The organism is Nocardia niwae NBRC 108934 = DSM 45340, assembly GCF_001613465.1.
Lineage (GTDB): Bacteria > Actinomycetota > Actinomycetes > Mycobacteriales > Mycobacteriaceae > Nocardia > Nocardia niwae.
Genome location: NZ_BDCK01000002.1, coordinates 288,298 through 313,024, shown reverse-complemented (window position 1 = coordinate 313,024; position 24,727 = coordinate 288,298). Strand labels below are relative to the sequence as shown.

Below are 24,727 nucleotides of genomic sequence, written 5' to 3'. Positions count from 1 at the left end.
AGCAACCCAACGGTCGAGCTGTGCAGCGTGGTCTCGGCGTATCCGATCAGCAACCACGGCCCGGTGATCTCCACCAGGGTGTAGAGCAGCAGCGGCCGCCACCGCCGGAACACCGGCGTCAGCGCACGGGAGAACAACGCGACCGGCAGCAGCAGCAAACCACCGATCAGCGTGCGGCCGAACGCGACCACGATCGGGTCGAGATCCTCCACCGCGACGCGGATCATCGCGTACGGCACGCCCCAGATCACGCCCATCGCCAAGAAGAGCGCCCACCCGCGGCGGGTCATCGCGCACCCGCCGTTCGGCGCCCGAGGACGGCGCCCGGCTCGCCGCCGGATGACCTCTGCTCGGTGGGGGACATACTCCGCTCGCTTTCGACCACCGGGAGCTTAACCAGGTGATCCGATCATCCGGCAGATCCAGTTCCCGGCTCCGGTAAGGCCGGTTGCCGCCGATTACATGTCCTTCTTCATGTCCTTTTCGTCCGATTGGTGCGAATGATGCCCCCAGGCAACGGTGTTCGGGCTAGTCTCCCCGGGAGCGAAGGGAACGCATGATCGTGGTCGACGTGATTCGCCGGCTCGCCCCGAGCGAGGAGATGTTCGCCGCGGGCGAGGTCTTCATCGGCTATACGGCACGGGTATCCGGCCGGTTGGACCTGCGGGCGCTGACCGCAGCCTTCGAGGCCGTCGCGCGAGCGCATCCGATTCTGCGCGCCCGCATCGAGCCGGCCGAGACAGGCGGTCATGCCTTCGCCGTGACGGATGCCGTACCGGAGATCTTCGTCGCCGACGCGAACCCCGAATTCGCCCTCACCGGTGCGAAATTCGATCAACGAGCGGGCGTCTGCGCCCTGTGCGTGGTGCGCGACGGCGACACAGCGAGCGTCACGCTCATGATCCATCACAGCATCGCGGACGCCTTCCACGCGTTCGTCGTCGTCACCGAGTTCTGGGCGGGATATCGGGACGCGGTCGGCGGCGGTACCCCACAGCCGCCGGTGCGCGCGTTCCCCGAACCGGTCGAGCATCTGCTCGCGGCGCGCGGCATCGAGAAGATGGCGTTGCCCGGCTCCCCGCCCGCCGATGCGACTCCCGCCGCCGCGACGCCCGCCCCTCAGGAGCGCGACGACGAATACCCGATGCTGCGCACCACCCGGTGCAGGCTCACCCGGGAGGAGTCCGCCGCGCTGGTAGCGCTCGGGCATCGCGAGAACGTCACCGTGCACGGTCTGGTATCGGCGGCCCTGTTGCGCACCGAAGCGGAGATTCGCGAACTACCGCTCACCGGACTGCTCTACCTGTACTCCGTCGACCTTCGCACCCGGGTGAGCCCCGAAATCGGCGGCACCGAGGGGACGAACGTCCTCGGTTTCGCCAATTACCTCTCCCCCGACTCCGACGTGACGCTGGTGGAGTCGGCCCGCGGCATCAGCGAGGCGCTGCATGCCGGGCTGGCCGCGGGCATCGTGCAACGCACGCCCCTGAGCATCCCCGACATGGCGGCCGCACCCAGGCCCGCGCTGCCCGGGGTGGTCATCGCGACCAACTGGGGCACTATCCCGCCCCTGCCCGAGCAGGACGAGCTGCGCATCGACGACTTCCACTCCACCATGCTCGCGAAGCCGGACCTGACCGGCCGCCGTCCACAACAACCGGGCGGCGGAACCTGCGTCATCAGCACCTTCGCCGGTCGGCTGAGCGTCGAGATACACCATCCGGAAGAATTCACCGAGCTCCAGCGCCACCGCGTCGAAGTGCTGACACGCCATCTTCGCGCCGTGATCGCCTGACGGCGCAATCCGCTCGCGCGAGCGGACAACCCGCTCCGCGTAACCGCTCGCCGGTGCGGTGACCGGCGAATTCCGGCGGCCGCACTGTTATGGTTGGCCCCTTCCGACGCCGCAGGGCCATGGCGTATCGCCTGCCACACTCGTTCGCCCGGTGACGGGGCGTCGTCGGAAGTTCCGGAATCACGCCGACGAACGGAAGGAACAGCATCCTGTGGCAACCACAAACGGCGGGTCCGCCCGCGTCGCGGTGGTAACAGGCGGTTCTCGCGGCATCGGCCGCGCGTGTGCCGAACGTCTCGCGGGCGACGGATTCGCGGTTGTCCTGAATTTCGCGTCGAATGCCGCCGAGGCCGGCAACACCGCCGAAGCCATCCGCGGCGCAGGAGGCGTAGCGGTGACCGCCCAGGGCGACGTCGCCGACGAGTCCGCGATGGCGGCGGTATTCGACCGAGCGGAAAGCGAATTCGGCGGAGTCGACGTCGTGGTGCACGCGGCGGGCCGGATGCAGCTCGCGCCGCTGGTCGATCTGGATCTCGCGGTGCTCGACAGCACCTACCGGACCAATATCCGCGGCACCTTCGTCGTGGACCAACAGGCGGCGCGGCGGCTGCGGCCCGGTGGGGCGATCATCAACTTCTCCACGTCGGTGGTCGGCGCCGCGTTCCCGACCTACGGGGCCTACGCAGCCAGCAAGGGAGCCGTCGAGGCGCTGACCATGATCCTGGCCCGCGAACTGCGCGGACGCGACGTGACAGTCAACGCGGTGGCGCCCGGGCCGACCGCCACCGACCTCTTCCTCGACGGCAAAGACGACGCCACCGTCCAGCGGCTCGCCGACGCCGTGCCGCTGCAGCGACTCGGCGCACCCGCCGACATCGCCGCCGTGGTGGCATTCCTGGCAGGCCCGCAGGGACATTGGGTCAACGGCCAGGTCGTTCGCGCGAACGGCGGACTGGTCTGACCGAAACGCCGTCGGCTCGTGATCGCGTCCAAAGGTTGCGATCGCGAGCCGACGGGTCGGTCAATTCGATGCTTTCGCGGTCGTACTGGTAGCCGGGGCCGCGGATTGGGTTGTCGTAGTGGTCGGTTCGACGGTGGTCGGCTTCGTCGTCTCGACCGGCGCCGCGACCGGAGACGGAGCAGGCGTGGTGCCCGCCGGTGTCGTGGTCGTGGTCGTGGTCGGCGCGACGGTGGTGGTGGGAGCGCTCGTGGCGCCGGTCGTCGTGGGAGCGGCGCTGGTCGAAGCCGGCGCCGTGGTCGAAGCCTTGACGGGTTCGGTGGTCGGCGCCGCCGAGGTGGTCTCCGCCGCCTTGTACACAGCGGCCAGATCGGCCTGCTGCGGCTTGGACGTCGGGTCGACCTGCTTACCGGCCTGCGCCTGCTTCGCCAGATGGGTGAGCCAGGCCGCGGCGTACTCGGCCGAGGTCAGCGGCTTGCCCGCGGCGGGATCGGCGTCGTCCCAGTAGTCGAAGTGGTGACCGGTGTGGTTCGGCCCGAGGGTGAGGTTGTAGGGGTCGCTCAAGATCACGGGAATTGTGTTCTGGTTCGTCACGATGAGACCGACGATCTCGTTGAACACCTTCTGCGGCAGGTATGCCAGCGGCGACATCTCATTGGTCGAAATCGAGTCCGCCTTCGCCGGGGCCTTCGTCTCGCCCGGCTTGTACGCCGGATCCGACACGCGCAGCAGCACTTCCAGGAAGGTTTCGTCGCTCTGCATCCAGTTCGGCTGCGACTGGATGTCGGCGAACGCCGCCAGCGCGATCCGACCCAGTACCACCGCGACGTCCTGCCCGGTCGCGGGCGTCAGCCCGTCGCGTTCCAGCGCGTCGACGTTCAGCTGCCTGCCGACGTTGACCACCAACTGCAGCAACGAGATGTTCTGCGGCGCCGAACAGGTCAGATCGCCGTCCGAGCAGAACGACGCGATCTTGCCGTTCAACGCACCGAAGTCACCGCTGGTGCCTTGCACCGCGCCCTGACCGGGGACCGGGTTCTTGCCGTTCTGGTACTGCTGGTCGAAGCCGTCCGGGTTGCCGAACGGATCCTTCGAACCCGGGAACGGCCCGTCTCCGGCCGAGCGGCCCGAGTCCGCGAGGATGACGACACCGACGACATCGTCCGGATCGACGACCTCGTAGGCCCCGTCCTGGCCGGGCTCCTGATGGCCGATCTTCATCGCGACGCGGCGCACGACATCGGCGCCCTCGCTGTACCCGACGATCGAGAATTTGGTGTCGGGGCACGCCTGCGCGATCTCTCGCATCACCCGCTCGGTATTCGCGACTCCGGCGTTGACGGCGTCCTCGTAGGTGGACATATTCGCCGGGTACGCGATGTAGACCGCGGCGTACGCGTCCGGATCGACGTCGTCGGCGGGCGCGTTGACGACCGGGTCGACCCACTCACTGCTGTGGTCACCGGACAGCGCGGCGGGCAACGGGTTGCCGTTGGCGTCCACCAGCATCTTGGTGGTCCCCTCCACCGGAGTGTCGTTGCGACCGGCCACCGAGATGGTGACCATGTCGCGGCATTCCGTGACGGAGGTCGTGAGCTGCGTATCCCTGGTCTGCGGCGTCGACGTCAGTGCCAACGAGGCGGCGACGACCGCCGCCACCCCCAACGCCGCCGGGGCGGCAACGGCCGAAGCTATGCGATGCCGCGCGAAGAACTCGCGAAGAGCCATGTCCTGTTTCCCATTCCATACACCGACAAAGTGGACGGAAAGCCCCCCGACGGGCAATACGTCACCGACAACGTCGTGGCAGGCGACCCGAGCGTTACTTGGTGCCAGATGGAAGGGTTCGAACGCCCACTGCCGTCGTGCCACCCCGTCACGACGTAAGCCGCATCCTGGCACCGGCCGGGCGAGGCCCGCCCAGTGCGAAGGGCGCCGAGGTCAGGGCTGGGCTTCTACCGTCCCCGGCGGCTCGGCGTGGGTTCAGTCCGGGGCGGGGAGCACCGCCGCGAGGCCGTCGAGGACACGGTCCAGGCCGTAGGAGAAGGTCTCGTCGCGCAGGCGGGCAGGGTCGTCGCCGCGCCGGGCGGCGTAGCCCTCGCTCAGGAGCGGATGCTCCCGTGTGGCCTCCTCGGCGGTCGGCTCCAAGCTCTCGGCCCACTCCTGTTCGGTTTGCCCGCTGCGGGCCACCAGGGAGAGGTAGGCCGCCTCGCTGGTGGCCATGCCGATGACGTACGCGATGAGCGTGCTCATGGCCCGGTCCGCCTCGCCCGGGGCGAACCCCGCCGCGTGGAACAGGGCGAGGATGCGTTCGGACTGCTGCATCATGTTGGGCCCGAACTCCGAAAGCCCCACCTGGCCGAGGACGGAGACGACCCAAGGGTGGCGGAGCACCATCGCGCGCATGCTGTGGGCGCACGTGGCGACGGGATCCCTCCAGGTCTCCGAGGCGTCCGCGTCGGGGACGCTGATCTGGCCGTAGACCTCGTCCACGACCAACTCGATCAGCTCGTCCTTGTTGGCCACGTGCCGGTAGATCGAGGTGGCTCCTGCGTTGAGCCGGGTGCCGAGCGTACGCATGCTCAGCGCCTCGATGCCCTCCTCGTCCAGCAGACGCACAGCTTCGGAGACGATGCGCTCCTGGGTGAGGCCCGGTTGCCGCCGGGCGGGCCGCTGACGGGCCCAGACCGAGGGGACGGGCGGTTTGTCGGTCGGCATAGGTCTCCTCTCCCGTGCTGACGGCCACCATAGCGCACAGTGTGCGCACTTGCGCACGACTGCACCAATGCATACAGTGTTCCCAGAAAGCGAACACTGTACGCATCTTGGAGGAGAAATCATGTCGACGACGGTGAGCTGGGACGCGCAGGGCACTTGGAAGGCGGAGAGCGGCCGGGGTGACGCGGGTGCGCGTCGGGGCGGACTGTCACGGCCGGGGCTGCGGCGGATGCGCGACGTGCTGGCCGGGCACGTGGCGGCTGGAGCGGCGCCCGGGCTGGTCGCGCTGGTCAGCCGGGGTGAGGACGTCCACGTCGAGACGCTGGGAACGATGCACGAGGGTGGCGGCGCGCCGATGCGGCGCGACACGATCTTCCGGATGGCGTCGCTGACCAAGCCGCTCACCGCCGCGGCGGTCATGGTCCTGGTCGAGGAGTGCCGCCTGCGGCTGGACGACCCGGTCGACACGTGGTTGCCAGAACTCGCCAACCGGCGGGTGCTCAGCAGCATCGACGCCCCGCTGGAGGACACCGTCCCGGCTCTGCGGCCGATCACGGTACGGGACCTGCTGACCTTCACGTTCGGGTTCGGCGCTGTGCTGGCGGCGCCGGGCACCTACCCCATTCAGGACGCGATGCGCGAACTGGATCTGGACGTCCCGCCGTCGGTCGCGCCGGACGAGTGGATCCGGCGCCTGGGCACCCTTCCGCTCATGCATCAGCCGGGAGAGCTGTGGCAATATCACACCGGCGCCGACGTCCTCAGCGTGCTCATCCCGAGGGTCGCCGGCCAGACGTTCGAGGCGTTCCTGCGCGAGCGGATCCTCGACCCGCTAGGTATGCGCGACACCGGCTTCCACGTGCCCGAGGACCAGATCCACCGGCTGCCGACCAGCTACGCACACGACCCGGAGACGGGTTCCCTGGTGGTGTGGGACGAGGCGAGGGGCGGCAAGTACAGTCGGCCGCCGAAGTTCGAGGCCGGTGGTGACGGGGTGGTCTCGACCGTCGACGACTACCACGCGTTCTACCGCATGCTGTTGAACAAGGGCAGCCTGGGCGGCGAGCGCGTATTGTCGCGGGCCTCGGTCGAGCTGATGACGACAGACCACCTGACACCGGAGCAGAAGGTCGAGAAAGACGCCTTCGGCGACCACTTCGGCAGGCACGGCGGTTACGGATTCGGAATGGCCGTGCGGACCCATCGTCGCGACCTGGCTCCTGTGGGTCAGTTCGGGTGGGACGGAGGGCTGGGGACGACCGCCTACACCGACCCGGTCGAAGGACTCACCGGAATCCTGCTGACACAGTCGGCGATGGATATCCCGGCCACCGCCCACCTGCACCGGGACTTCTGGACCACGGCCTACCAGGCGATCGACGACTGAAAACGAAGTGCGACCTACACATCGCGGCTCACCCGCGCGCCATGTCCACGAAGCGGGACAGATGCAGCTGGTGGGCCACGGTGATCGTCGCGGTGGGGCCGTTACGGTGCTTGCCCAGAATCAGGTCCGCCTCGCCGCCGCGCGGGTCGTCGCGCTCGAAAGCGTCGGGACGATGCAGCAGGATGACCATATCCGCATCCTGCTCGAGACTTCCCGATTCGCGGAGATCGGACACCATCGGGCGCTTATCGGTTCGCTGTTCGGGACCGCGGTTGAGCTGGCTGATCGCCACCACCGGCACTTCGAGTTCCTTGGCCAGCAGCTTCAGGTTGCGGGAAAAGTCCGAGACTTCCTGCTGGCGGGATTCGACCTTCTTGCCGGAGGTCATCAGCTGGAGGTAATCCACGACCACGAGTTTCAGGTCGTGGCGCTGCTTGAGCCGCCGCGCCTTGGCGCGGATCTCCATCATGGTCAGGTTCGGCGAATCGTCCACGAACAGCGGCGCCTCGCTGATCTCACTCATCCGCCGCGCCAGCTTCGTCCAGTCGTCGTCGCTCATCCGCCCGGACCGCATGTCCCCGAGCTTGATCTTCGCCTCCGCCGACAACAACCGCATGACGATCTCGGTCCGGCTCATCTCCAGGGAGAAAATGACGCTCGCCAACCCGTGCTTGATCGAGCAACTACGCATGAAATCCATGCCCAGGGTCGAATTGTGCGTGGGGATCATCGAGCGGCCGGCCAGATATAGATGATCGGCATTATCCACTTCGACGCAGCGCACCGGCACGCTGTCGATGCGGCGCACGTCGACGATGAATCGCGAATTCGATCGCGCGGTGCTGCGGCCAGCGCGCCGTTCCTTCTGCAACACGGCCTTCCGGTACAGGCCGAACACCTCGTCATCGGTGGCGAACGTCAGGATGTACGCGATCGATGATTCCTCGGAACGGCCCGGAACTCGTTTGGTGGAGACCCGGCAGCGGTAGCCGAGGCCGACGACCAGTTCGTGCACGTCCCGGACGAGCCGGGCGTTCGTCACGCAGAACTGTACGGAGCCGCCGTGGGTTACGGTGCCATCGGTGTCCAGCAAACCGGCCAGGAGAGAACGGCGTTGCTCCTCGGACGCTCGCAGGTAGTCGATGGGAATGTGCTTTTCCCCGAGGACACCCAGCTCCCGGAGACGCGCCTGCACGCTACCCACGGTGTTCCGGCACTTCTGGCACAGGCGCAGACCGATCGAGCGCTCGCCGCAATTCGGGCAGCGAGGCGGAGGTACCGGAGCCGAACGGAACCGTGCCTTTCCACCGCAGGAACGCCCGCAGGTGCGGACTTCACTGGTGAAAGGAACGAACTCTTTTCCACACACCGCGCACTCGCGCACGGCGATCGGCTCGTCGGCAGGCAGTCTCAGCTGATAGCGCAACCGAGCCGATCGCGACGGCACGGCGACGATTCCCTCAGCTTCGATTCGCGCGATGATCTCCGGATCGGCGCAGGTGAGCTGGGCGGCGGCGGACGTTCCGTCACCGAGCCAGGCACCCAGAGTGTAAGGGGGAACGGGCAACTTGCGCGAAGGCAACTGCAGCGGGCCGGTATTGGTGATCGAATGGTTCAGCCTGCGATCGGCGGTGTCGCAGCGCAGCGTCTTCGCGATTTCAGCGGTGGTACGCACTTCGGCGCGGGCCCGCTTCGATCGCCGGGAAGCGCGCGTCTCGGTGCGCCATTGATGCTGCTCGTCTGCGATGATCACGGTGCCGTCGGAGAACTCGACCTCGTAACACGGGCGTCCGGTCAGAATCTCGGTAGCCGCGACGACGCGGGTGGGCAAACCATCGGCATCGAGCAACTCATCGCCGACTTGCACTCGGCCCATGGTGGTCCACCCGGTGGGCGTGGGCAGTGGAGTATCCACTGCCAGCGCCTTACCGACGCCGGGCCGCGCCGCGACGATGATCATCTGACCCGGGTGCAGGCCGTTGGTGATCTCGTCGAGTTCGGTGAAACCGGTGGGGACGCCCAGGGAGATGCCGCCGCGGCTGGCGATCGAGTCGATCTCGTCCATCGTCGGCTGCAGCAATTCCTCCAAGGGGAGGAAGTCTTCGCTGGTGCGGCGTTCGGTGACCTCGTAGACCTCGGCTTGGGCGCGGTCGACGACCTCGGCGACGTCCTGCCCGTCGGCGCCCGCGTATCCGTACTGGACGATGCGGGTGCCCGCCTCGACCAGGCGGCGCAAAATGGCTTTCTCGGCGACGATTTCGGCGTAGAAGCCGGCGTTGGCGGCGGTCGGCACGGTCTGGGTGAGGGTGACCAGATAGGGCGCGCCGCCGATGCGTTTGAGTTCGCCGCGGCGGTCGAGGCCCGCGGCGACGGTCACCGGGTCGGCGGGTTCGCCGCGTCCGTAGAGATCGAGGATGGTGTCGTAGATGGCCTGATGGGCGGGACGGTAGAAATCGCCGGGACGAATGACCTCGATGACGTCGGCGATGGCGTCCTTGCTCAGCAGCATGCCGCCGAGCACCGACTGCTCGGCCGCCATGTCGTGTGGAGGCTGGCGGCCGAAGTCTTCGCCGGGAGGTTCGGGCGGGAAGTCCGTGTGCCCGCGGTCATCGGTGGTTGTCACCAGACTCGACCGTCCTCTCTACCCCACGACCGGGTTCCACCCTGTCGACTCGTTTTACTCCCGGGCACCGACACGTTTGGAAAAGCCGATGACCAGGGCTCCAGCTACCGCCGCGGCACCCGCTCGCGCACGGGATGGGAAGCGGTCCGCGCGCAGCGATGCGACGAACCTAGGCGACGCGAGGGGTGTGCACCAAACCGTGCTGTGCACACAGCTGTGGATAACTTGGGGAAAGTTCACCCAACCGTGTGCACCCCCTGTGTACAAGTTGGGGAAAACGCAGGTCGCCGAGGTCAAATACGCAGATAGATATGGACTTCCGCGCTTTTCCAGGTGTGGATTAACGAAGTACCGGCGTGTCGGCCGAGTTGAACAGCCGGGCGTGTTGGGTTAACAGAACGTAATCCGAATATGACCTGAATCACATTGCGAGCGGTCGGTTCGACCGACAATCCACAGGCTGTACGCACGAGGCGCCGGCGCGCGGTGCTGCGCCGCGCCGTTTGCTCCGAATGATGCTCTCGATCATCTGGCAAATAGTTAGCTACTAATCGACCTCGGATGGGAGGGCGCAGCCGAGGACCACTTCCATCCGCGAGACGGAAGTGGTCCTCGACGCGATGCCTCGATCAGGCGGCAGTGACCGTGAGGTCGAACTTCGCAGCCACGTCCGGGTGCAGGTGCACCACGATGGCGTGCTTGCCGGTCGTCTTGATGTGCGCCTTCGGCAGTTCGATACTGCGCTTGTCGACGACGGGGCCACCCGCCGCCTTGACGGCCGCCGCGACGTCCGACTGGGTCACCGAGCCGAACAACTTGCCGGTGCCCGCGGTCTTGACCGCCAGCGAGACCGACTCCAGACCCTCGAGGGCCTGCTTCAGCTCGTTGGCGTGGTCCAGGTCGCGCACCCGGCGGGCTTCCTGCGCCCGGCGGATGCCCTCGACCTGCTTCTGCGCGCCACGGCTGGCCACGATCGCCAGGCCGCGCGGCAGCAGGAAGTTGCGGCCGTAGCCGTCCTTCACCTCCACGGTGTCGCCGGGGGCACCGAGGTTGTCCACATCAGCAGTCAGAATCAACTTCATTAGCGTGCCTCCCTTTCTCAGCGAGCCGTCGACACGTAGGGCAGCAGAGCGACCTCACGCGAGTTCTTGACCGCAACCGCGACGTCGCGCTGGTGCTGGACGCAGTTGCCGGTGACGCGGCGGGCGCGGATCTTGCCGCGGTCGCTGACGTACTTGCGCAGCAACGCCGTGTCCTTGTAGTCGATCGTGACGGTTCCGGTCTTGCTCTCCTTGCAGAACGAGCAAGCCTTCTTCTTGAGCACCTTTTCGCGCGCGGGCGCTTTAGGCATGGTCTTGTACTCCGTAATCATTGATGGCCCGATGCGAGCGGGCCGCTGTGGCCGTTCTCAGAACGGCGGTTCGTCATCCATGCGGCCGCCGCCCCCGAAGGAGCCGGCCGCGGGCGCACTGCCCCAAGGGTCGTCCTCGGCACCGCCGGAACGCCCACCGCCACTACCGGAGGAGGCGTAGTTGCCACCGCTGCCGGACCCGGACCCGAAGCCGCCGCCACCGCTGCCGCGGCTGGTCTTGTTGACCTTCGCGGTGGCGTAGCGCAGCGAGGGACCGACCTCGTCGACCTCGAGCTCGACGACCGTGCGCTTCTCACCCTCGCGGGTTTCGTAGGAGCGCTGCTTGAGCCGTCCGCTCACGATGACACGGGAACCTCTGGTCAGGCTTTCGGCAACATTCTCCGCGGCCTCACGCCAGATATTGCAGCGCAGGAACAGCGCTTCGCCATCTTTCCATTCGTTCGAATTACGGTCGAACACACGGGGAGTCGACGCGACGGTGAAATTCGCCACCGCCTGTCCCGCCGGTGTGAATCGAAGCTCCGGGTCGGCCGTCAGATTTCCGATGACGGTGATGACCGTGTCGCCTGCCATGTGGTTCCTCCTGCTCGGTGTGCAGTCCGCGTCTCGCTGTTGCGCTAGAGCCTAGGCACAGGCTCCGACGCAAACGAGGGTTGCCGGACTACTTGTCGTGGCGCAGAACCTTGGTGCGCAGCACCGTCTCGTTGAGACCGAGCTGGCGGTCGAGTTCGCTCACGGTGGCGGGCTCGGCGGTCAGATCGACCACGGCGTAGATGCCCTCGGCGTGCTTGGCGATCTCGTAGGCGAGCCGACGGCGGCCCCAGATGTCGACCTTGTCGATCTTGCCGCCCTCGGTGCGAACGACACTGAGCAGGTTGTCCAGCGACGGACCAACAGTGCGCTCGTCCAGGCTCGGATCGAGGATGACCATCACTTCATAATGACGCACGGACCAATCACCTCCTGTGGACTAGGAAACGGCCACGGACGGTCCGTGGCAGGAGGGTCGTTGCGTCAGCAACCCGAACAGGCTACATGAGCGGCGGCTGAGCAGTGAAATTGCCCCGGTGCGCCGTCCGGGCGGGCACGCGGCGGTGGCCCGCGTTCGCATCCGTAGGAAGGGGGAACGGCGGCACCGCCCGGACCGTCCGCTTAGGGTGGATCCATGCCGACCGGACTCGCCGCCAGCGCCCTGCCAGCGGGTCGCGTGCGACGCCGCGCGGCGCTGGCCGTGGTGGTGGTACTGCTCTGCGGTCTCGTCCTCGCCTTGGCGTATGCGAACAAGGCGCGCTGTGCGGGAGCGCCGTTCGACCGGGACGGGCGCAGTACGGTTTTCGACGTCGCGAAGGACTCGGACGTCTGCTATTCGGATATCCAATTCCTCTGGCTCGGCAGAGACATCGACAAGCACGTCTTCCCGTATGTGACCGGTGGCATCACCGACGACGGCGCCTTGGTGGGCGGCGCGGTGGAGTATCCGGTGCTCAGCGGTGTGCTGATGTGGTTCGGCGCGATCGGCGCGCACAACGACGCCGATTTCCTGCGGTACTCGGCGCTGCTGCTGGCGCCGTTCGCGCTGCTGACCGCGTGGATGCTGGCTCGACTGGCCGGCTGGGCCGCCCTGTTGTGGGCCGCGGGACCGCCGCTGGTGCTGTACGCCTTCCACAACTGGGAGCTCCCGGTGGTGTGCACGGCGGTCGCGGCCGTCTACGTGATGGCGGCGCTGCCCCGGTACTCCGTGCGGACCAGGGGGATCGTGGCCGCGGTGCTGCTCGGGCTCGGATTCTGCCTCAAGCTGTACCCGGGGATATTCGTGCTTCCCCTGCTGGCGTACGTGCTGACCAGGGGCGATCATGCCGAGGGAGGGCCGGGTCGCAGGCTGGACGTCCGAGGCGCTCTGCTGACCGCCGCCGCGGCGATCGGCACCGTCGTGGCGGTGAACCTGCCGTTCGCGCTGGCAGGGTACGAAGGCTGGCGCGCGTCGATCACCTTCCAGCAATTGCGGCAGGCCGACATCACCACGAATTCGATCTGGTACTGGGGGCTTCGGCCGCGGTTCGGTCCGGACGCGCGCAGCGAAACGGTGTTTCAAGAAGTGGTGTCGGTCGCCTCGCCGCTGCTGGTGCTCGCGGCGTTCGCGCTGGCCATGTGGCTCGGGTGGAAGCGTTACCGGACGACCGGCGTATTCCCCTGGGTCGGGGTGAGCGGCGCGATGCTGTGTGGATTCCTGTTGTTCCACAAGGTGCATTCACCGCAGTACACGTTGTGGCTGGTGCCGTTCCTGGTCCTGCTCGAGGTGCCGTGGTGGTTGATCGGCAGCTATCTCGTCGCCGACGCGGCTATCGGCATCGGGGTGTTCCGGTACTTCTACTCGATGGGCTCGGGTACCTCGGTCGAACTGATGGAGAACATCGTGAAGTTCGGCGTGTGGGGGCGCGCGAGTCTGCTCGTCGTGTTGTTCTTCGTGTTCCTGTGGGCGTTGCCGCGTGGGAGCCGGCCGGCGGCTTCGCCGGTCTCACGATCGGACCCGCGCGATCTGGTCCCGGCCGTTTAAGACCCGTGCCGGGCTCGGAAGGCGGCGCTTTTGGCGCGATTGCCGCACAGCGTCATGTCGCACCAGCGGCGGGAGCCACCGCGGGAGGTGTCCACGTACAGCCGGGTGCATGCGGACCTGCCGCACTCTTTGACCGTCGCGCCGCTGCCCGATAGCTCGATCGCCGAACGCGCGATGGCGGCCAACGCCGCGTCCGCGTCGCCGGAGCGGAGGACTGTGCCGTCGGCGCGCAGGCTGATCGAGGGTGGTGCGGCGTCGGCGAACGCGTTGACGGTCCGGCGGTCGGCGTCGTCGAAGGCGCTTGCCTCGGCGGCCGCGAGCGCCATGCGGTAAGCCGCTTCGCGCAGGCGCACTGCTCGCGCGAGGGTGTCGGCGTCGCTGCGCGGGGGCTCGTCGAGCAGTCCCGCGGCGACGATCCAGTCGGCGAGCGCGGGCGGGGTGGTGAGGATGTCCTCGAACGTGGTCGATCGCGCCTTGACGGTGCCGGCGAAATCCAGGGCGAGATTGCCGCTCACGAAGGTGAACACCTTCGCATGATAACCACCTTGACAGGTTAGTTGGGCGGATGCCACCGTGATAACCACCCGAGGTGGTTAGTCCCAGGAGGGTCCGTGCAGAGTCGATTCGCGATGGTGGCCGCGCAGCCGCTGTTCGTCTTGTTGTGGAGCAGCGCGTTCATCGCCGGTGTGATCGGAGTGGGCGCCGCGCCGCCGCTCATGGTGTTGTTCGTGCGCTTCGCGATCGCAGGGGTGCTGCTCACGGCGTACGCGTTCCTCATGCGCGCCACATGGCCGCAAGGCAACCGGCTGCGGCATGTGCTCGTCGCCGGATTGCTGATGCAGATGGTCCAGTTCGGCGCCTTCTACACGGCGATGGCCGAGCATGTCTCGGCGGCGGTGATCGCGCTGGTGCAGGGCCTGAATCCGGTTGTCATCGCGCTGTGCGCCGGACTGATCGGCGAAGTGGTCACGCTGCGGCAGTGGTTCGGCTTCGGCATCGGCGGCATCGGGGTCGCGCTGGCCGTGTTCGACCAGTCCCACTTCTCCGCGACCGGACTGCTGCTGTGCGTGGTAGGACTGCTCGGCCTGAGCATCGGCACCGTGTACCAGAAGCGGTTCGCACCCGCCGTCGATCCGAGGGCCTCCACCGCGTTGCATGTCGCGGTGAGCGCGCCGATCGCCGGTGCGCTGGCCTGGCTGTCGGGTCAGGTGGAGGTGTGGGACGCGGGCCGGTTCGCCGGGTCGCTCGTCTGGATGGTGCTGGTGAACTCCATGGCCGCGTTCCTGCTGCTCAACGCCATGCTGCGGCGGTGGGACGCGACCAGGGTGGGCAAGCTGTTCTTCGCGACCCCCGCCGTGACCGCGATCCTGGCCTGGCTGCTGATCGATCAGCCGTTGCGGCTGCTGACGGTCGCCGGGCTCGGCATCGGCCTGGTCGGTCTGGTGTTCGCGGCGCGCACGCCGACCGGATCGACGGCCGCGGCGGGCAAGCCCGTGCCGGTGGCGCGGTGACCTACTTGCGCCCGCTCTGCCACTGCATGCCCCACTGGTAGGTCTGGTCCAGTTCGCGCTGGGCGCCGTTGACGTAGTGCACTTCGCGATGCACGGTGATTCCGGCCCCCTGGTTCTGCAACAGGGCGATGGCGCACGAACGGGCGCCGGCCACCGGAGAGTCGAGACGGACCTCGATCTGTGGACCGGCCGTGGGATAGAGCGTCACCACGCCGTCGGCGGCGGCCCAGTTGGGCACGCCCTCGTAGATGAAGGCGAAGATCAGGATGCGCCGGAACACCTCGGGCCGGGCCAGGTCGATGTGCAGGTTCTCGCCCGCCGCGGCCGAACCGCTACGGTCGTCGCCGTCGAGCCGGATGTAGGGCTCGGCCTCCAGCGTGCCGAAATTGTTCCCGATCGCCTGGACCACGCCCTTGGCGCCGTTGGACAGTTCGTAGAGGCAGCCGAGGTCCAGATCCACGGGCTTGGACCGGCGGAAGAAGCCCCTTGATCCGCTCGACCAGTTCAGGTTGACCCGCATGGTGCCTTGCTGCTCACCGGGCTTGGTCAGGTTGATGCTCGGTGTCGCCTTCGACAGGGTCACCTTGGACAGGTTGACGCCGCCGGGGTTGTCGTCGATCGCCATGGCGCGATCCCCCCTCTCGGAAACGAGAGCGGCAGCGGCCATCCGTCGGGATGGGGCCGCTGCCGCAACAGGTCTTCGGCTGCTTGCCGGAGATCAGCCTACCGGCGTCGGTTCTCGTTCGCTGTCCAGTTCCTCCTCGTCCGCTCGGCCGTTGCGGACGATGCTCGTGATGAACGCCGCGCCGATGAACGCGACGCCGACCAGGCCGGTGACGATCTCGTTGATGTGCACGCCGATCGAGACGAGCAGGATGGCCGCGAGCGCGCCGATCGCCCAGTGCGCGCCGTGCTCCAGGTAGACGTACTCCGACAGGGTGCCCTTGCGGACCAGGTACACCGTGATCGATCGGACGAACATGGCGCCGATCAGGCCGAGGCCGAGCGCGATGATGATCGGGTCGGAGGTGATGGCGAACGCGCCGATCACGCCGTCGAAGGAGAACGAGGCGTCGAGCACCTCCAGGTAGAGGAACAGGAAGAAACCCGCCTTACCGGTGGCCTTGGCCAGCTCGGACGGGCCGCCTTCGGTGTGCTCCTCGGTGTGGAACATGGAGCCGAGGCCGTCCACCGCGATGTAGGTGATCATGCCGAGCAGGCCCGCCACCAGGACGGTCGAGCGGTGCGCCTCGTCGGCGATGTACTCCGCGGTGAGGATCAGCCCCGCGCCCGCGACCACCACGGAGAGCATGTCCAGCTTGCCCGCCTTGGCCAGCGGCCGCTCCAGCCAGCTCAGCCAGGTGATGTCGCGTTCCTCGAAGATGAAGTTCAGGAACAGCAGCGCCAGGAACATGCCGCCGAACGCCGCGATCTGCGGGTGCGCGTCGGTGAGCAGCTTCTCGTAGCTCGGGCTGCCGTCCGGGAAGGTCAAAGCGTCGCCCGGAGGCGGGTTGAGTGCCAGGTCGAAGGCTTCGACCGGATTCAGTCCGGCCGTAATCCACACGATGGCCAGCGGGAAGACCAGCCGCATACCGAAGACGGCGATCAGCACGCCGATGGTCAGGAAGATCCGCTGCCAGAACGCGCTCATTCGCTCGAGCACGGTGGCGTTGATCACGGCGTTGTCGAAGGACAGCGACACCTCGAGGATGCCGAGGATCGCGGCGAGCGCGAGGGCGGTCGGCCCGCCGTACAACGCCGCCACGACCAAGGAGATCACGGTGACGACCAGTGACATGCCGAATATGCGCAGGACCACGCTGGGACCTTTCGTGAAGGGAAGACTTGGCGGCGACGTTGCTACCAGCGTGGCTGCTGGATCGCCGGTTGTCCAACGCGCTCCCAGGGCGCCGGCATGCCCGGGGTCGCACGACGAGGGGGCCCGTCACCGGGCCCCCTGCGAACAGCGAAGTGTTCCTTAGACGTTCACGCCGTAGTCGCGGGCGATGCCGGCCAGACCGGAGGCGTAACCCTGGCCGATCGCGCGGAACTTCCACTCCGCGCCGTTGCGGTACAGCTCACCGAAGACCATGGCGGTCTCGGTCGAGGCGTCCTCGGTGAGGTCGTAGCGGGCGAGTTCCTCGCCGTTGCTGCGGTCCACGACGCGGATGTAGGCGTTGCGGACCTGGCCGAAGGACTGCGACCGGGAGTCGGCGTCGTAGATCGAGACCGGGAAGAAGATGCTCTCGATCGTGGGCGGGGTGTTCGCCAGGTCGACGTTGATGACCTCGTCGTCGCCCTCGCCCTCGCCGGTCCGGTTGTCGCCCGCGTGTTCGATCGCGCCCTCGGGGGAACGCAGGTTGTTGAAGAAGACGAAGTGCTGGTCGGACAGGACCTTCTTGTCCGCGCCGGTCGCGATGGCGCTCGCGTCGAGGTCGAAGTCGGTACCGGTGGTGGTCCGCACATCCCACCCGAGGCCGACCGCAACAGCAGTGAGGTTAGGCGCCGCCTTGGTCAGCGAGACATTGCCGCCCTTGGACAAACTGACACCCATGCGGGATTCCCTTTCAATAGTCCGTCATTGGTTCCCAGCATGTCCGAATCGCCGGGTACGCCATACGACAGTAGTAGGTTTCCGCGAACTTGCGTAGGAACCGGCGTAACCCCCGGCGAACAGGAACATCTCCTACCATCGGGGCGTGGCAGGGCGCAGGCGCGGTTGGTTCCGTTCGTCGGGAAACGACGAGTGGATCGAGCACGCCCGCGCGACGCTGGCGACGGCGTTCCTCGACATGGATCGGCGGCAGAGCGCGGCCGACGCGGCGGCGCACGCCGCCGAGCAGATCTTCCCGGAGCGGCGGATCGGTGCGCGCTGGGAACCGGTGCGCCACAGGTGTTATGGCGCGGCGGAGGTCTACCTGACGCTGAGCGCGGAACTGGAGGCCGCGCAGCAGGGCGGCCCGCCGGTCCCCCAGGGCCGGGAGCGCGTCGACGCCGCGATCCGGCAGCTGACCGACGCGGCGCGCGCGGTCGACGAGTTCTACCGCGGCGACCAGGGCAAGCTCGAGGAGGCGGTGGCCGTGCTCGGTGCGGTGCCGCAGTTGGTGCAGCAGGTGAAGGCCGCCGCGGCAGGTGTGCGCGGCCGGGCCGCCGAATCGGAATTCGCGCACTATCCGTCGGTGCGCGAGCGCGCCGCCGCGGTCGATGAGGCGCTGGTCACACTGGAGGCGGCGGGTGCTGGCGCGCCCGCGAGCACGCTGCGGGAGGCTGCGAACCGGCTGCAGACGGCCACCGGCGAGCTGGCGGATGCGTTGGCGCAAGCCCCATCTCGGGCCGGGTCGGCGAGCACCGCGATCTCGTCCGTGACAACCCGCCTTGCCGCCGTCCGGACCAGGGCGGAAGGGGTTCCGCAGGCGTTCTCGGCGCTGCTGCGCGAGTTCAACGCTGCGAGTTCGGCCGATCTGGCTAACAATGAGCGGGAAAGCCAGCGAGCCATCGAGGCCGCGGACGCGGCCCTGGGCAGGGCGCGTGCGGCGGCGGCAGAGAACAATCCGGAGTTAGCACTTGATCTGACCACATCCGCGCGCGGGTACCTCGCCGAGGCCGAGCAGCGAGTCGACGCCGTCACCAAGCGGCTGACTCTGCTGCGTGCGATTCGGTCCGACCCGCAAGAAAAGGCCAAGGCCGTACGATTCCGGCTGCGGGACGCGCAAATGCTCGCGGTGAGCCGCGGGCTGGTCGCCGAATGGGGTTCGGTGCTCGACGCGCAAGCGGCGCGGATCGACCGAATCAGCGAAACACTGTCGGGGCGTCACCCCGACTACTGGGCCTATGTGGCGGAACTGGATGCCGTCACCGAATTCATAGCCGGGGTAGTGGATCGAATGAGAAGACAAGCAGGACCACGACGAGAATGAGGATGGGGCAACGATGACCGCAGGCATCGCCGTCCAGCAGGAGGTTTCCCTGCGGAAGCGAATGCCGCTGCGCCACTTCCGGCAGTTGCCCGGACCGGAGGCAAGGCGACTTTTCCACCGGCAGCCCGAACCGTTCGGCGACGACCACACCGATCGCGAACTGCTCGCGGTCGGGCTCGGCGCGACGCTGTACGCACCGGCGACCAGGCCCGATCTCGCGCTGACGATCGGCAGGCGCGCCGAGCACGGTGTGTGTTCGATGGTGATCGATCTCGAAGACGCGGTCGCCGATCACGAGGTGGAGTACGCCAAGCGGCAGACCGTCGCCGCGCTCGACCTGCTCGCGGGCAGCCATGACGCCAACCCGCTGTTGTTCGTGCGGGTGCGCGACGCGGACACGATCACCGAACTCATCGAGCAACTCGGACCGGGCGCCGAGGTGCTGACGGGTTTCGTGTTCCCGAAGTTCGACAGTGTCACCGGGCCGAAGTACCTCAACGCGCTGAACGTGGCGGCCCAGCGGGTGGACCGCCCGCTGTACGGGATGCCGGTCCTGGAGTCGCCGGGGCTGGTGCACCGGGAGACCCGCGATTACGAGCTCACCCAGATCGCGGCGCTGCTCGCCGCGCACCGGGACCGGGTGCTCGCGGTGCGGGTCGGCGCGACCGACATGTGCTCGACGTTCGGCATCCGGCGCGATCGCGACCTGACCATCTACGACGTGCGCGTGGTCGCCGACGTGATCGCCGACATCGTGAACTACCTCGGGCGCGCGGACGGCACCGGGTTCGTCATCACGGGGCCGGTATGGGAGTACTTCGCCGACCACGAACGGATGTTCCGGCCGCTGCTGCGGACCGCGCCGTTCGAGGAATCCGACGCGGTGCCGTTCCGGCAGTACCTGGTCAGCCGTGATCTGGACGGCTTGCTGCGGGAGATCACGCTGGACCGGGCCAACGGCATCCAGGGCAAGACGGTGATCCACCCGTCGCACGTGGCCGCGGTGCACGCGCTGTCGGTGGTGACGCACGAGGAGTACTCGGACGCGCTGGACATCCTGCGCGAGGACGCCGGAGGCGTGGCGGCCTCCGGTTACCGGAACAAGATGAACGAGATGCGGCCGCATCGCAGCTGGGCGCGCCAGACGCTGTTGCGCGCACGGGTGTTCGGCGTGGCGAACAAGGGAGTGTCCTTCGTGGATCTGCTGACGGCGTTGGTTACCGTATGAGCCGGCTCTCGACCGATCTCGGTTACAACGAAATACCCTGGGCGACAAGGAATCTCGGTATAGGGCTGCATCACCGGCCGGAAGGGGGCGCGGAGCGGCTGCGTTCGGCGCGGTTACCGATCACCGCGCTGGTGCAACCGGGCGTTCGCCACAACAATCGGCGCCGGGCGCATCTGCTGGTCTCCACCGTGCTCGGCAAGCACCTGCCCACCGACCCGCGGGTGGTGCTGGGCGCGGGCGATCACCTGGGGGATCTGGTTCGCGCGGTGCTCGGTGAGCGCGAAGCCGTCGTGCTCGGGTTCGCCGAGACCGCGACGGGGCTGGGCCACTGCGTGGCCGCGCGGATCGGCGCGAGCTGCTACCTGCATTCGACCCGGCGCGCGGTGCCGCACGCCAGGACGCTGGCCGGGTTCGAGGAGGGACATTCGCACGCCACCTCGCACCTGCTGCAACCGGCGCCCGCAGACATTTTCGTCAACGATCTGCCGCTGGTGCTGGTCGACGACGAGATCTCCACCGGCGCCACCGCGATCGACGCCGTGCGCGCGCTGCACGCCTTCGCGCCTCGGGCGCACTACGTTCTCGCGTCGCTGGTCGATCTGCGCACAGAGGCCGATCGCGCCGAATTCGAGGCCGCCGCGGCGGAACTCGGCGCCCGTATCGACACGGTCTGCCTCGCCACCGGCCTTGCGTCGCTGCCCGCCGGGCTCGTCGACGCGGTGGGCGAGCTTCCCGAACCGCGGCTCAATCCGACCGCGCGACATGCCGGTTCGTTCGGGCGGGTCGAAATTCCCTGGCCTGCGGCCGTCCCAGAGGGGGGCAGGCACGGCATTCTCGCGTCCGACACCGGCGCCTTCGAGGCCGCGCTCTCGGACGCCGGACAGGTATTGACCGCCCGGCTCGCCGCCGATTTCCCGGGCCGGGCCGTCATCGTGCTCGGGCACGAGGAGCTGATGTACCTGCCGCTGCGGTTGGCGGCGCTGCTCGCCGACTCGGGGACGCCCACCCGCTTCCAGACCACAACGCGCTCGCCCGCGTACGTGCTGGACGAGCCGGGATATCCGCTGCGGCGGGGATTCCGGTTCATCGCGCCGGAGCCGGGCGATACCGCGCCGCGCTACCTGTACAACGCGCAGTGGCCCGCGGCTCTCGACCTGTTCGAGGCCGACCTGGCGGGCTTGGGCGCACTGCTCGCCGCTCCGCCGCTGCGCGCCGATACCGCCGCCGCGATCACCGATGACGGTGTCGGCAGCGGCGCCGAGGCCGACGGCCCGGCGCCCGATCCGGTGCTGGTCGTCGTGGTCGACTCGCCCGCCGACACGGCGGAGCTGGTGGCCGAGCACGGGCTGGTCGACGTGCTGACCGCCTCCGGGGCGGACGTGCTGCTCGCCGTGTTGCCGGAGGCGGACCCGCGGCGGCTGCACGCCGAACGCGCGGCGGCGGCGCAGGGGAGCCGGACGTGACGAGCACCAGGGTGGGCGCGCTACCCACGCCGCTGCACGGACCGGAGTTCGGCTCCTACTCGGCCGAGGAGGTCTCCTGGCTGCTGAAGGACCTCTCGGATGTCGATCTGGAGGCCGACGTCGCCGAGCGGGAACGGCGGATCCAGGCGGGGAAGGCGCACTACGCGGAGTCGCTGCCGATCGAGTACCAGCCGGACGCGGCGTACCGGTCGCTGTTCGACGAGGTGCTCGCGACCAGCGCCGAGCGGCTCGCGCTGGCGGTGGCGACAGTGTCGGAACTGGTCGTCGCCGAACGCGGGGAGAACATCGTGCTGGCGTCGCTGGCCCGAGCCGGCACGCCGGTCGGCATTCTGATGCGCCGCTGGCTGCGTTCGCGACGGCCGAGCCTCGAGGTGCCGCACTACGCGGTATCGATTGTGCGCGATCGCGGCATCGACGCGGTGGCGCTGGACTACCTGGCCGAGCACCATGATCCGGCGTCGGTGGTCTTCGTCGACGGATGGACCGGCAAAGGGGCGATCACCCGCGAGCTCACCGAGGCGCTGGACGCCTATCACGCCGCCGGCGGCGCGCGGTTCGACGACGAGTTGGCCGTGCTGGCCGATCCCGGGCACTGCGTGCGTACCTACGGCACGCGCGACGACTTCCTGATCGCCTCGGCGTGCCTGAATTCGACGGTGTCCGGTCTGGTGTCGCGCACCGTCCTGAACGACACGCTGATCGGCCCCGGCGATTTCCACGGCGCCAAGTTCTACCGGGAACTGGCCGGTGACGACGTGTCCGGGCGTCTGCTGGACACCGTGAGCGGCGCCTTCGACGCGATCCGCGACCGCGTTCCCGCGGGGTTGGCGGCGGTCCGCGCGAGCGACCGGACACCCACGTGGACCGGCTGGGCGTCGGTGGAGCAGGTGCGCGAGCAGTACGGCATCACCAGCGTGAACTTCGTGAAACCCGGCGTCGGCGAGACCACCCGGGTGCTGCTGCGGCGGGTGCCGTGGCGGGTGCTGGTGCGCGCGGCCGACGCGCCGGAGCACGCGCACATCCGCCTGCTCGCCGCGGCCAGGGGTGTCCCGGTCGACGTGGTCCCCGACCTGGCATATTCGTGCATGGGATTGATCAAGGACGTGCAGCAGTGAACCTATCTCCGAGAGCACATCGAAGACGTGCGCTGATCGCGACCGACCTGGACCGGACGATGATCTACTCGCGTAACGCCTTCAGCACCACCGCCGACGTGCCGACGGTCTGCGTGGAGCATCTGGAAGGGGCGCCGCTGTCGTTCATGACCACCACCGCGGCGCTGCGGATGCAGACCCTGACCGAACCCGCCGCCGTCGTTCCCACCACCACTCGCACCATCAAACAGTTCGACCGTATCCGGCTGCCCGGAGCGCCGTGGCGCTACGCGATTACCAGTAACGGCGGAAACATCCTGGTCGACGGCGTGCCCGACCTGAGCTGGCGCATCGCCATCGACGCCCAGGTTCGCGCGGGGGGCGCCACCCTGTCCGAGGTGAGCAAGGAACTGCACACCCGCATCGATGATTCGTGGGTCACCAAGTTCCGCGTAGCCGATCATCTGTTCTGTTACCTGGTGGTGAAGCCGAAAGAGGTGCCCGAGGGGTTCTTGGCCGAGTGGGACGACTGGTGTCGTCCACGCGGCTGGTCCGCGTCCCAGCAGGGCCGCAAGATCTACACCATGCCGCAGGTCGTCTGCAAGAGCCGCGCGGTCGCCGAGGTGCGCAAGCGCCTCTGGGAAAGCGGGGAACTAGCCGACGAGGCCCGGACGCTCGCCGCGGGCGACGGCGCCCTCGACGCCGAAATGCTCCGCGCCGCCGACTCCGCCATCCGCCCCCGCCACGGCGAACTCGAACAACTCAACTGGACCCACCCCAACCTCACCATCACCCGAGCCACCGGCATCCTCGCGGGCGAGGAAATCATCAACTGGTTCATCAAGGGAGCTCCGGCTTCCGCCGCGTAACCAGTACGGCATCGGTGTACTGCTCGGTGGTGAGATCGCTGTCGCTGATTCCGAGCTGATAGAGCGTGGTCCGCACGACTTTCAGCGCTTCCGTCAGCTCGGACTCGGCCACCATCGTCTCCAGCTCGATGAAGGTGCCGTCCAATTCGGGAATGGTGACCAGCGTGGCCAGCAGCTCACGACTCTCCGATGTGAATCGATAATTCAGGCAACGCTTTTCGAAGCTGACCAGGTTGGTCAGGCCGAGACCGCGCAGCATCGAGTCGATCGCTGCCGGGTCGGCCACTTCGGTCTCGTATTCCGGCTTGGACCCGCTGGTCGTGTCCACTGCGGGCTCCTTGTAGGTGAGCAGCGCCCGCCGCCCGTCGTCCGCGGTGATCGTCCGCAACCGCAGCTCTCGGCCCTCCGACGACAATCTTCCGTCCGCCGAGTCGAAGTAGACGTCCTGATATCTCGAGCGCTGCCCTGCGCTCCGTGCGGACAGCGCAGCTTGCACGGACTCGACGTCCTGTACGCGAGCTTTCAGTTCGGCCTCGATCATGTGGCCGATTTTCTCTCGACCGGGCGGGCTTGAAGCCACATTTGTTCGAACTGCCGTAGGAATCCGGCATGCAAGACGCCGTTGGTCGCCGCCGTGAGCTTGTACATTCCGGAACGATGGCCTTCCGCGGACAGGCCGAAAGCCGATAGATACAACGTCTGGTCGAAAACCAGCATCCGCCAGGTAGGCAGCGAGTCGTAGACAGCTACTTGCAGTTCGACGGAGGGACGATCGTGAAGCTCGGATATCCGCGCCAGTGCCAGTCTGATTCCTGCGGTGAAAGACTGTCTCGACTCACGGATTTCTGCCGCTCGGATTCCCGCGGCGGCAGATTCCGGGTCCAGTAGGAGTGCTCGGACACGGACGCTGCTGGTCCGCTCCAGTAAAGCGCCACGCAACAGCGACTCGTTGAGAGCGAGCAACCCCAAACCGCGTACAGCCAACAGGTCGATTCGATCTGCGATCAGTGCTTGCCGGCGGAGTTCGACATCAGCCTCCGACTGAACGGTAAATGCTTGCGCGATCTCGGCGTGGCCGGTGAGTGTCTGCGCGTGACGTGGAGCGAGGCCGAACAAGACACGCGCGTGGTCCGGCATCGAGACGCCATCCGCGATTCGTTCGAATACTCCCGATCTTCCCGACCAGAGAATAAGCATGTCCGTTCATCGGGTCGATC

General features: G+C 67.7%; 24 protein-coding genes. 10 read left to right on the top strand and 14 right to left on the bottom strand.

All coding sequences use genetic code 11. The features are described 5' to 3' along the window. A partial coding sequence (locus NNI01S_RS01915; RefSeq protein ID WP_157114547.1) for an EamA family transporter occupies positions 1-290 on the bottom strand: 290 nt, incomplete at its 3' end. Positions 291-556: 266 nt separating this feature from the next. On the opposite strand from NNI01S_RS01915, the gene NNI01S_RS01910 reads away from it, so the two are divergent. Further along, on the top strand, positions 557-1,795 hold the full coding sequence (locus NNI01S_RS01910) for a phthiocerol/phthiodiolone dimycocerosyl transferase family protein (protein WP_063016785.1): 1,239 nt from the start codon (positions 557-559) through the stop codon (positions 1,793-1,795). 211 nt (positions 1,796-2,006) lie between these two features. Beyond that, on the top strand, positions 2,007-2,756 hold the full coding sequence (locus NNI01S_RS01905; RefSeq protein ID WP_063016784.1) for an SDR family oxidoreductase: 750 nt from the start codon (positions 2,007-2,009) through the stop codon (positions 2,754-2,756). Positions 2,757-2,816: 60 nt separating this feature from the next. Here the strand turns inward: NNI01S_RS01905 and NNI01S_RS01900 are convergent, their stop codons facing one another. Then, entirely contained in the window at positions 2,817-4,481 is a 1,665-nt protein-coding gene (locus NNI01S_RS01900) for a cutinase family protein (protein WP_063016783.1), read from the bottom strand. Positions 4,482-4,736: 255 nt separating this feature from the next. Continuing rightward, a complete protein-coding gene (locus tag NNI01S_RS01895) occupies positions 4,737-5,471 on the bottom strand; it encodes a TetR/AcrR family transcriptional regulator (protein WP_063016782.1) in 735 nt (244 codons plus the stop codon). A 121-nt stretch (positions 5,472-5,592) separates the two neighbouring features. Between NNI01S_RS01895 and NNI01S_RS01890 the strand changes: the two genes are divergently transcribed. Beyond that, the gene (locus NNI01S_RS01890; protein WP_084488360.1) at positions 5,593-6,858 is read left to right on the top strand and encodes a serine hydrolase domain-containing protein; all 1,266 of its coding nucleotides are present in this window, start codon (positions 5,593-5,595) and stop codon (positions 6,856-6,858) included. A gap of 28 nt (positions 6,859-6,886) precedes the next feature. On the opposite strand, the gene dnaB is transcribed toward NNI01S_RS01890, so the two are convergent. The 5 genes from dnaB to rpsF form a co-directional block, all read right to left on the bottom strand. Continuing rightward, on the bottom strand, positions 6,887-9,481 hold the full coding sequence (gene dnaB, locus NNI01S_RS01885; protein ID WP_063016781.1) for a replicative DNA helicase: 2,595 nt from the start codon (positions 9,479-9,481) through the stop codon (positions 6,887-6,889). 629 nt (positions 9,482-10,110) lie between these two features. Beyond that, positions 10,111-10,563 carry a 50S ribosomal protein L9 gene (rplI, locus tag NNI01S_RS01880; protein WP_063016780.1) on the bottom strand — a complete coding sequence of 151 codons (453 nt, stop codon included), beginning with the start codon at positions 10,561-10,563 and terminating at the stop codon, positions 10,111-10,113. Positions 10,564-10,580: 17 nt separating this feature from the next. After that, the gene (gene rpsR / locus NNI01S_RS01875) at positions 10,581-10,832 is read right to left on the bottom strand and encodes a 30S ribosomal protein S18 (protein WP_043700357.1); all 252 of its coding nucleotides are present in this window, start codon (positions 10,830-10,832) and stop codon (positions 10,581-10,583) included. 57 nt (positions 10,833-10,889) lie between these two features. Next, entirely contained in the window at positions 10,890-11,426 is a 537-nt protein-coding gene (locus tag NNI01S_RS01870; RefSeq protein ID WP_063016779.1) for a single-stranded DNA-binding protein, read from the bottom strand. Between the two features lie 88 nt (positions 11,427-11,514). Further along, complete coding sequence (gene rpsF / locus NNI01S_RS01865) at positions 11,515-11,802, bottom strand: 30S ribosomal protein S6 (protein ID WP_040871220.1); 288 nt, start codon at positions 11,800-11,802, stop codon at positions 11,515-11,517. 216 nt (positions 11,803-12,018) lie between these two features. Here rpsF and NNI01S_RS01860 point away from each other — a divergent pair, with 216 nt between their 5' ends. Beyond that, positions 12,019-13,407, top strand: a complete 1,389-nt coding sequence (locus tag NNI01S_RS01860; RefSeq protein ID WP_157114546.1) for a glycosyltransferase family protein — start codon at positions 12,019-12,021, stop codon at positions 13,405-13,407. On the opposite strand, the gene NNI01S_RS01855 is transcribed toward NNI01S_RS01860, so the two are convergent. Continuing rightward, positions 13,404-13,934, bottom strand: coding sequence for a CGNR zinc finger domain-containing protein (locus NNI01S_RS01855; RefSeq protein ID WP_063016778.1), 531 nt, complete (start codon positions 13,932-13,934; stop codon positions 13,404-13,406). The two genes, NNI01S_RS01860 and NNI01S_RS01855, sit on opposite strands and share 4 nt — an antisense overlap. A gap of 84 nt (positions 13,935-14,018) precedes the next feature. Here NNI01S_RS01855 and NNI01S_RS01850 point away from each other — a divergent pair, with 84 nt between their 5' ends. Further along, positions 14,019-14,918, top strand: a complete 900-nt coding sequence (locus NNI01S_RS01850) for a DMT family transporter (protein ID WP_245675936.1) — start codon at positions 14,019-14,021, stop codon at positions 14,916-14,918. Between the two features lies 1 nt (position 14,919). Here the strand turns inward: NNI01S_RS01850 and NNI01S_RS01845 are convergent, their stop codons facing one another. The 3 genes from NNI01S_RS01845 to NNI01S_RS01835 form a co-directional block, all read right to left on the bottom strand. Next, positions 14,920-15,543, bottom strand: a complete 624-nt coding sequence (locus tag NNI01S_RS01845) for a TerD family protein (RefSeq protein WP_063016774.1) — start codon at positions 15,541-15,543, stop codon at positions 14,920-14,922. 93 nt (positions 15,544-15,636) lie between these two features. Continuing rightward, the gene (locus NNI01S_RS01840; protein ID WP_063016772.1) at positions 15,637-16,737 is read right to left on the bottom strand and encodes a DUF475 domain-containing protein; all 1,101 of its coding nucleotides are present in this window, start codon (positions 16,735-16,737) and stop codon (positions 15,637-15,639) included. 159 nt (positions 16,738-16,896) lie between these two features. After that, the gene (locus tag NNI01S_RS01835; protein WP_062966714.1) at positions 16,897-17,472 is read right to left on the bottom strand and encodes a TerD family protein; all 576 of its coding nucleotides are present in this window, start codon (positions 17,470-17,472) and stop codon (positions 16,897-16,899) included. Between the two features lie 145 nt (positions 17,473-17,617). On the opposite strand from NNI01S_RS01835, the gene NNI01S_RS01830 reads away from it, so the two are divergent. The 5 genes from NNI01S_RS01830 to NNI01S_RS01810 are packed head-to-tail and all read left to right on the top strand — an operon-like array spanning position 17,618 to position 23,510. After that, positions 17,618-18,835 carry a hypothetical protein gene (locus tag NNI01S_RS01830; RefSeq protein WP_245675935.1) on the top strand — a complete coding sequence of 406 codons (1,218 nt, stop codon included), beginning with the start codon at positions 17,618-17,620 and terminating at the stop codon, positions 18,833-18,835. A 13-nt stretch (positions 18,836-18,848) separates the two neighbouring features. After that, positions 18,849-20,063: an HpcH/HpaI aldolase/citrate lyase family protein gene (locus NNI01S_RS01825; protein ID WP_084488358.1), complete on the top strand. Its 1,215-nt coding sequence runs from the start codon at positions 18,849-18,851 to the stop codon at positions 20,061-20,063. Then, complete coding sequence (locus tag NNI01S_RS01820) at positions 20,060-21,526, top strand: phosphoribosyltransferase domain-containing protein (RefSeq protein ID WP_063016770.1); 1,467 nt, start codon at positions 20,060-20,062, stop codon at positions 21,524-21,526. The genes NNI01S_RS01825 and NNI01S_RS01820 overlap by 4 nt, the downstream gene beginning before the upstream one ends. Then, on the top strand, positions 21,523-22,662 hold the full coding sequence (locus NNI01S_RS01815; RefSeq protein ID WP_245675934.1) for a cysteine protease StiP family protein: 1,140 nt from the start codon (positions 21,523-21,525) through the stop codon (positions 22,660-22,662). Before NNI01S_RS01820 ends, NNI01S_RS01815 begins: the two co-directional genes overlap by 4 nt. A gap of 59 nt (positions 22,663-22,721) precedes the next feature. Next, on the top strand, positions 22,722-23,510 hold the full coding sequence (locus tag NNI01S_RS01810; RefSeq protein WP_063016768.1) for an HAD family hydrolase: 789 nt from the start codon (positions 22,722-22,724) through the stop codon (positions 23,508-23,510). On the opposite strand, the gene NNI01S_RS01805 is transcribed toward NNI01S_RS01810, so the two are convergent. Together NNI01S_RS01805 and NNI01S_RS01800 are read right to left on the bottom strand one after the other, a co-directional pair. Then, positions 23,482-24,051 (bottom strand): class IV adenylate cyclase, encoded by a 570-nt coding sequence (locus NNI01S_RS01805; RefSeq protein ID WP_063016766.1) that lies wholly within the window; start codon positions 24,049-24,051, stop codon positions 23,482-23,484. The genes NNI01S_RS01810 and NNI01S_RS01805 overlap by 29 nt on opposite strands. Beyond that, entirely contained in the window at positions 24,048-24,707 is a 660-nt protein-coding gene (locus NNI01S_RS01800; protein ID WP_157114545.1) for an XRE family transcriptional regulator, read from the bottom strand. The genes NNI01S_RS01805 and NNI01S_RS01800 overlap by 4 nt, the downstream gene beginning before the upstream one ends. Positions 24,708-24,727: the final 20 nt, after the last annotated feature.

Excerpts from the sequence above, each read along its gene's own strand:
- rpsR (WP_043700357.1), bottom strand. The coding sequence starts at position 10,832 with ATGCCTAAAGCGCCCGCGCGCGAAAAGGTGCTCAAGAAGAAGGCTTGC.
- NNI01S_RS01825 (WP_084488358.1), top strand. The coding sequence starts at position 18,849 with ATGACCGCAGGCATCGCCGTCCAGCAGGAGGTTTCCCTGCGGAAGCGA.
- NNI01S_RS01845 (WP_063016774.1), bottom strand. The coding sequence starts at position 15,543 with ATGGCGATCGACGACAACCCCGGCGGCGTCAACCTGTCCAAGGTGACC.
- NNI01S_RS01895 (WP_063016782.1), bottom strand. The coding sequence starts at position 5,471 with ATGCCGACCGACAAACCGCCCGTCCCCTCGGTCTGGGCCCGTCAGCGG.
- NNI01S_RS01860 (WP_157114546.1), top strand. The coding sequence starts at position 12,019 with ATGCCGACCGGACTCGCCGCCAGCGCCCTGCCAGCGGGTCGCGTGCGA.
- NNI01S_RS01890 (WP_084488360.1), top strand. The coding sequence starts at position 5,593 with ATGTCGACGACGGTGAGCTGGGACGCGCAGGGCACTTGGAAGGCGGAG.
- NNI01S_RS01810 (WP_063016768.1), top strand. The coding sequence starts at position 22,722 with ATGATCTACTCGCGTAACGCCTTCAGCACCACCGCCGACGTGCCGACG.
- rplI (WP_063016780.1), bottom strand. The coding sequence starts at position 10,563 with ATGAAGTTGATTCTGACTGCTGATGTGGACAACCTCGGTGCCCCCGGC.
- NNI01S_RS01820 (WP_063016770.1), top strand. The coding sequence starts at position 20,060 with ATGAGCCGGCTCTCGACCGATCTCGGTTACAACGAAATACCCTGGGCG.
- NNI01S_RS01910 (WP_063016785.1), top strand. The coding sequence starts at position 557 with ATGATCGTGGTCGACGTGATTCGCCGGCTCGCCCCGAGCGAGGAGATG.
- NNI01S_RS01835 (WP_062966714.1), bottom strand. The coding sequence starts at position 17,472 with ATGGGTGTCAGTTTGTCCAAGGGCGGCAATGTCTCGCTGACCAAGGCG.
- NNI01S_RS01900 (WP_063016783.1), bottom strand. The coding sequence starts at position 4,481 with ATGGCTCTTCGCGAGTTCTTCGCGCGGCATCGCATAGCTTCGGCCGTT.
- NNI01S_RS01870 (WP_063016779.1), bottom strand. The coding sequence starts at position 11,426 with ATGGCAGGCGACACGGTCATCACCGTCATCGGAAATCTGACGGCCGAC.
- NNI01S_RS01800 (WP_157114545.1), bottom strand. The coding sequence starts at position 24,707 with ATGCTTATTCTCTGGTCGGGAAGATCGGGAGTATTCGAACGAATCGCG.
- NNI01S_RS01805 (WP_063016766.1), bottom strand. The coding sequence starts at position 24,051 with ATGATCGAGGCCGAACTGAAAGCTCGCGTACAGGACGTCGAGTCCGTG.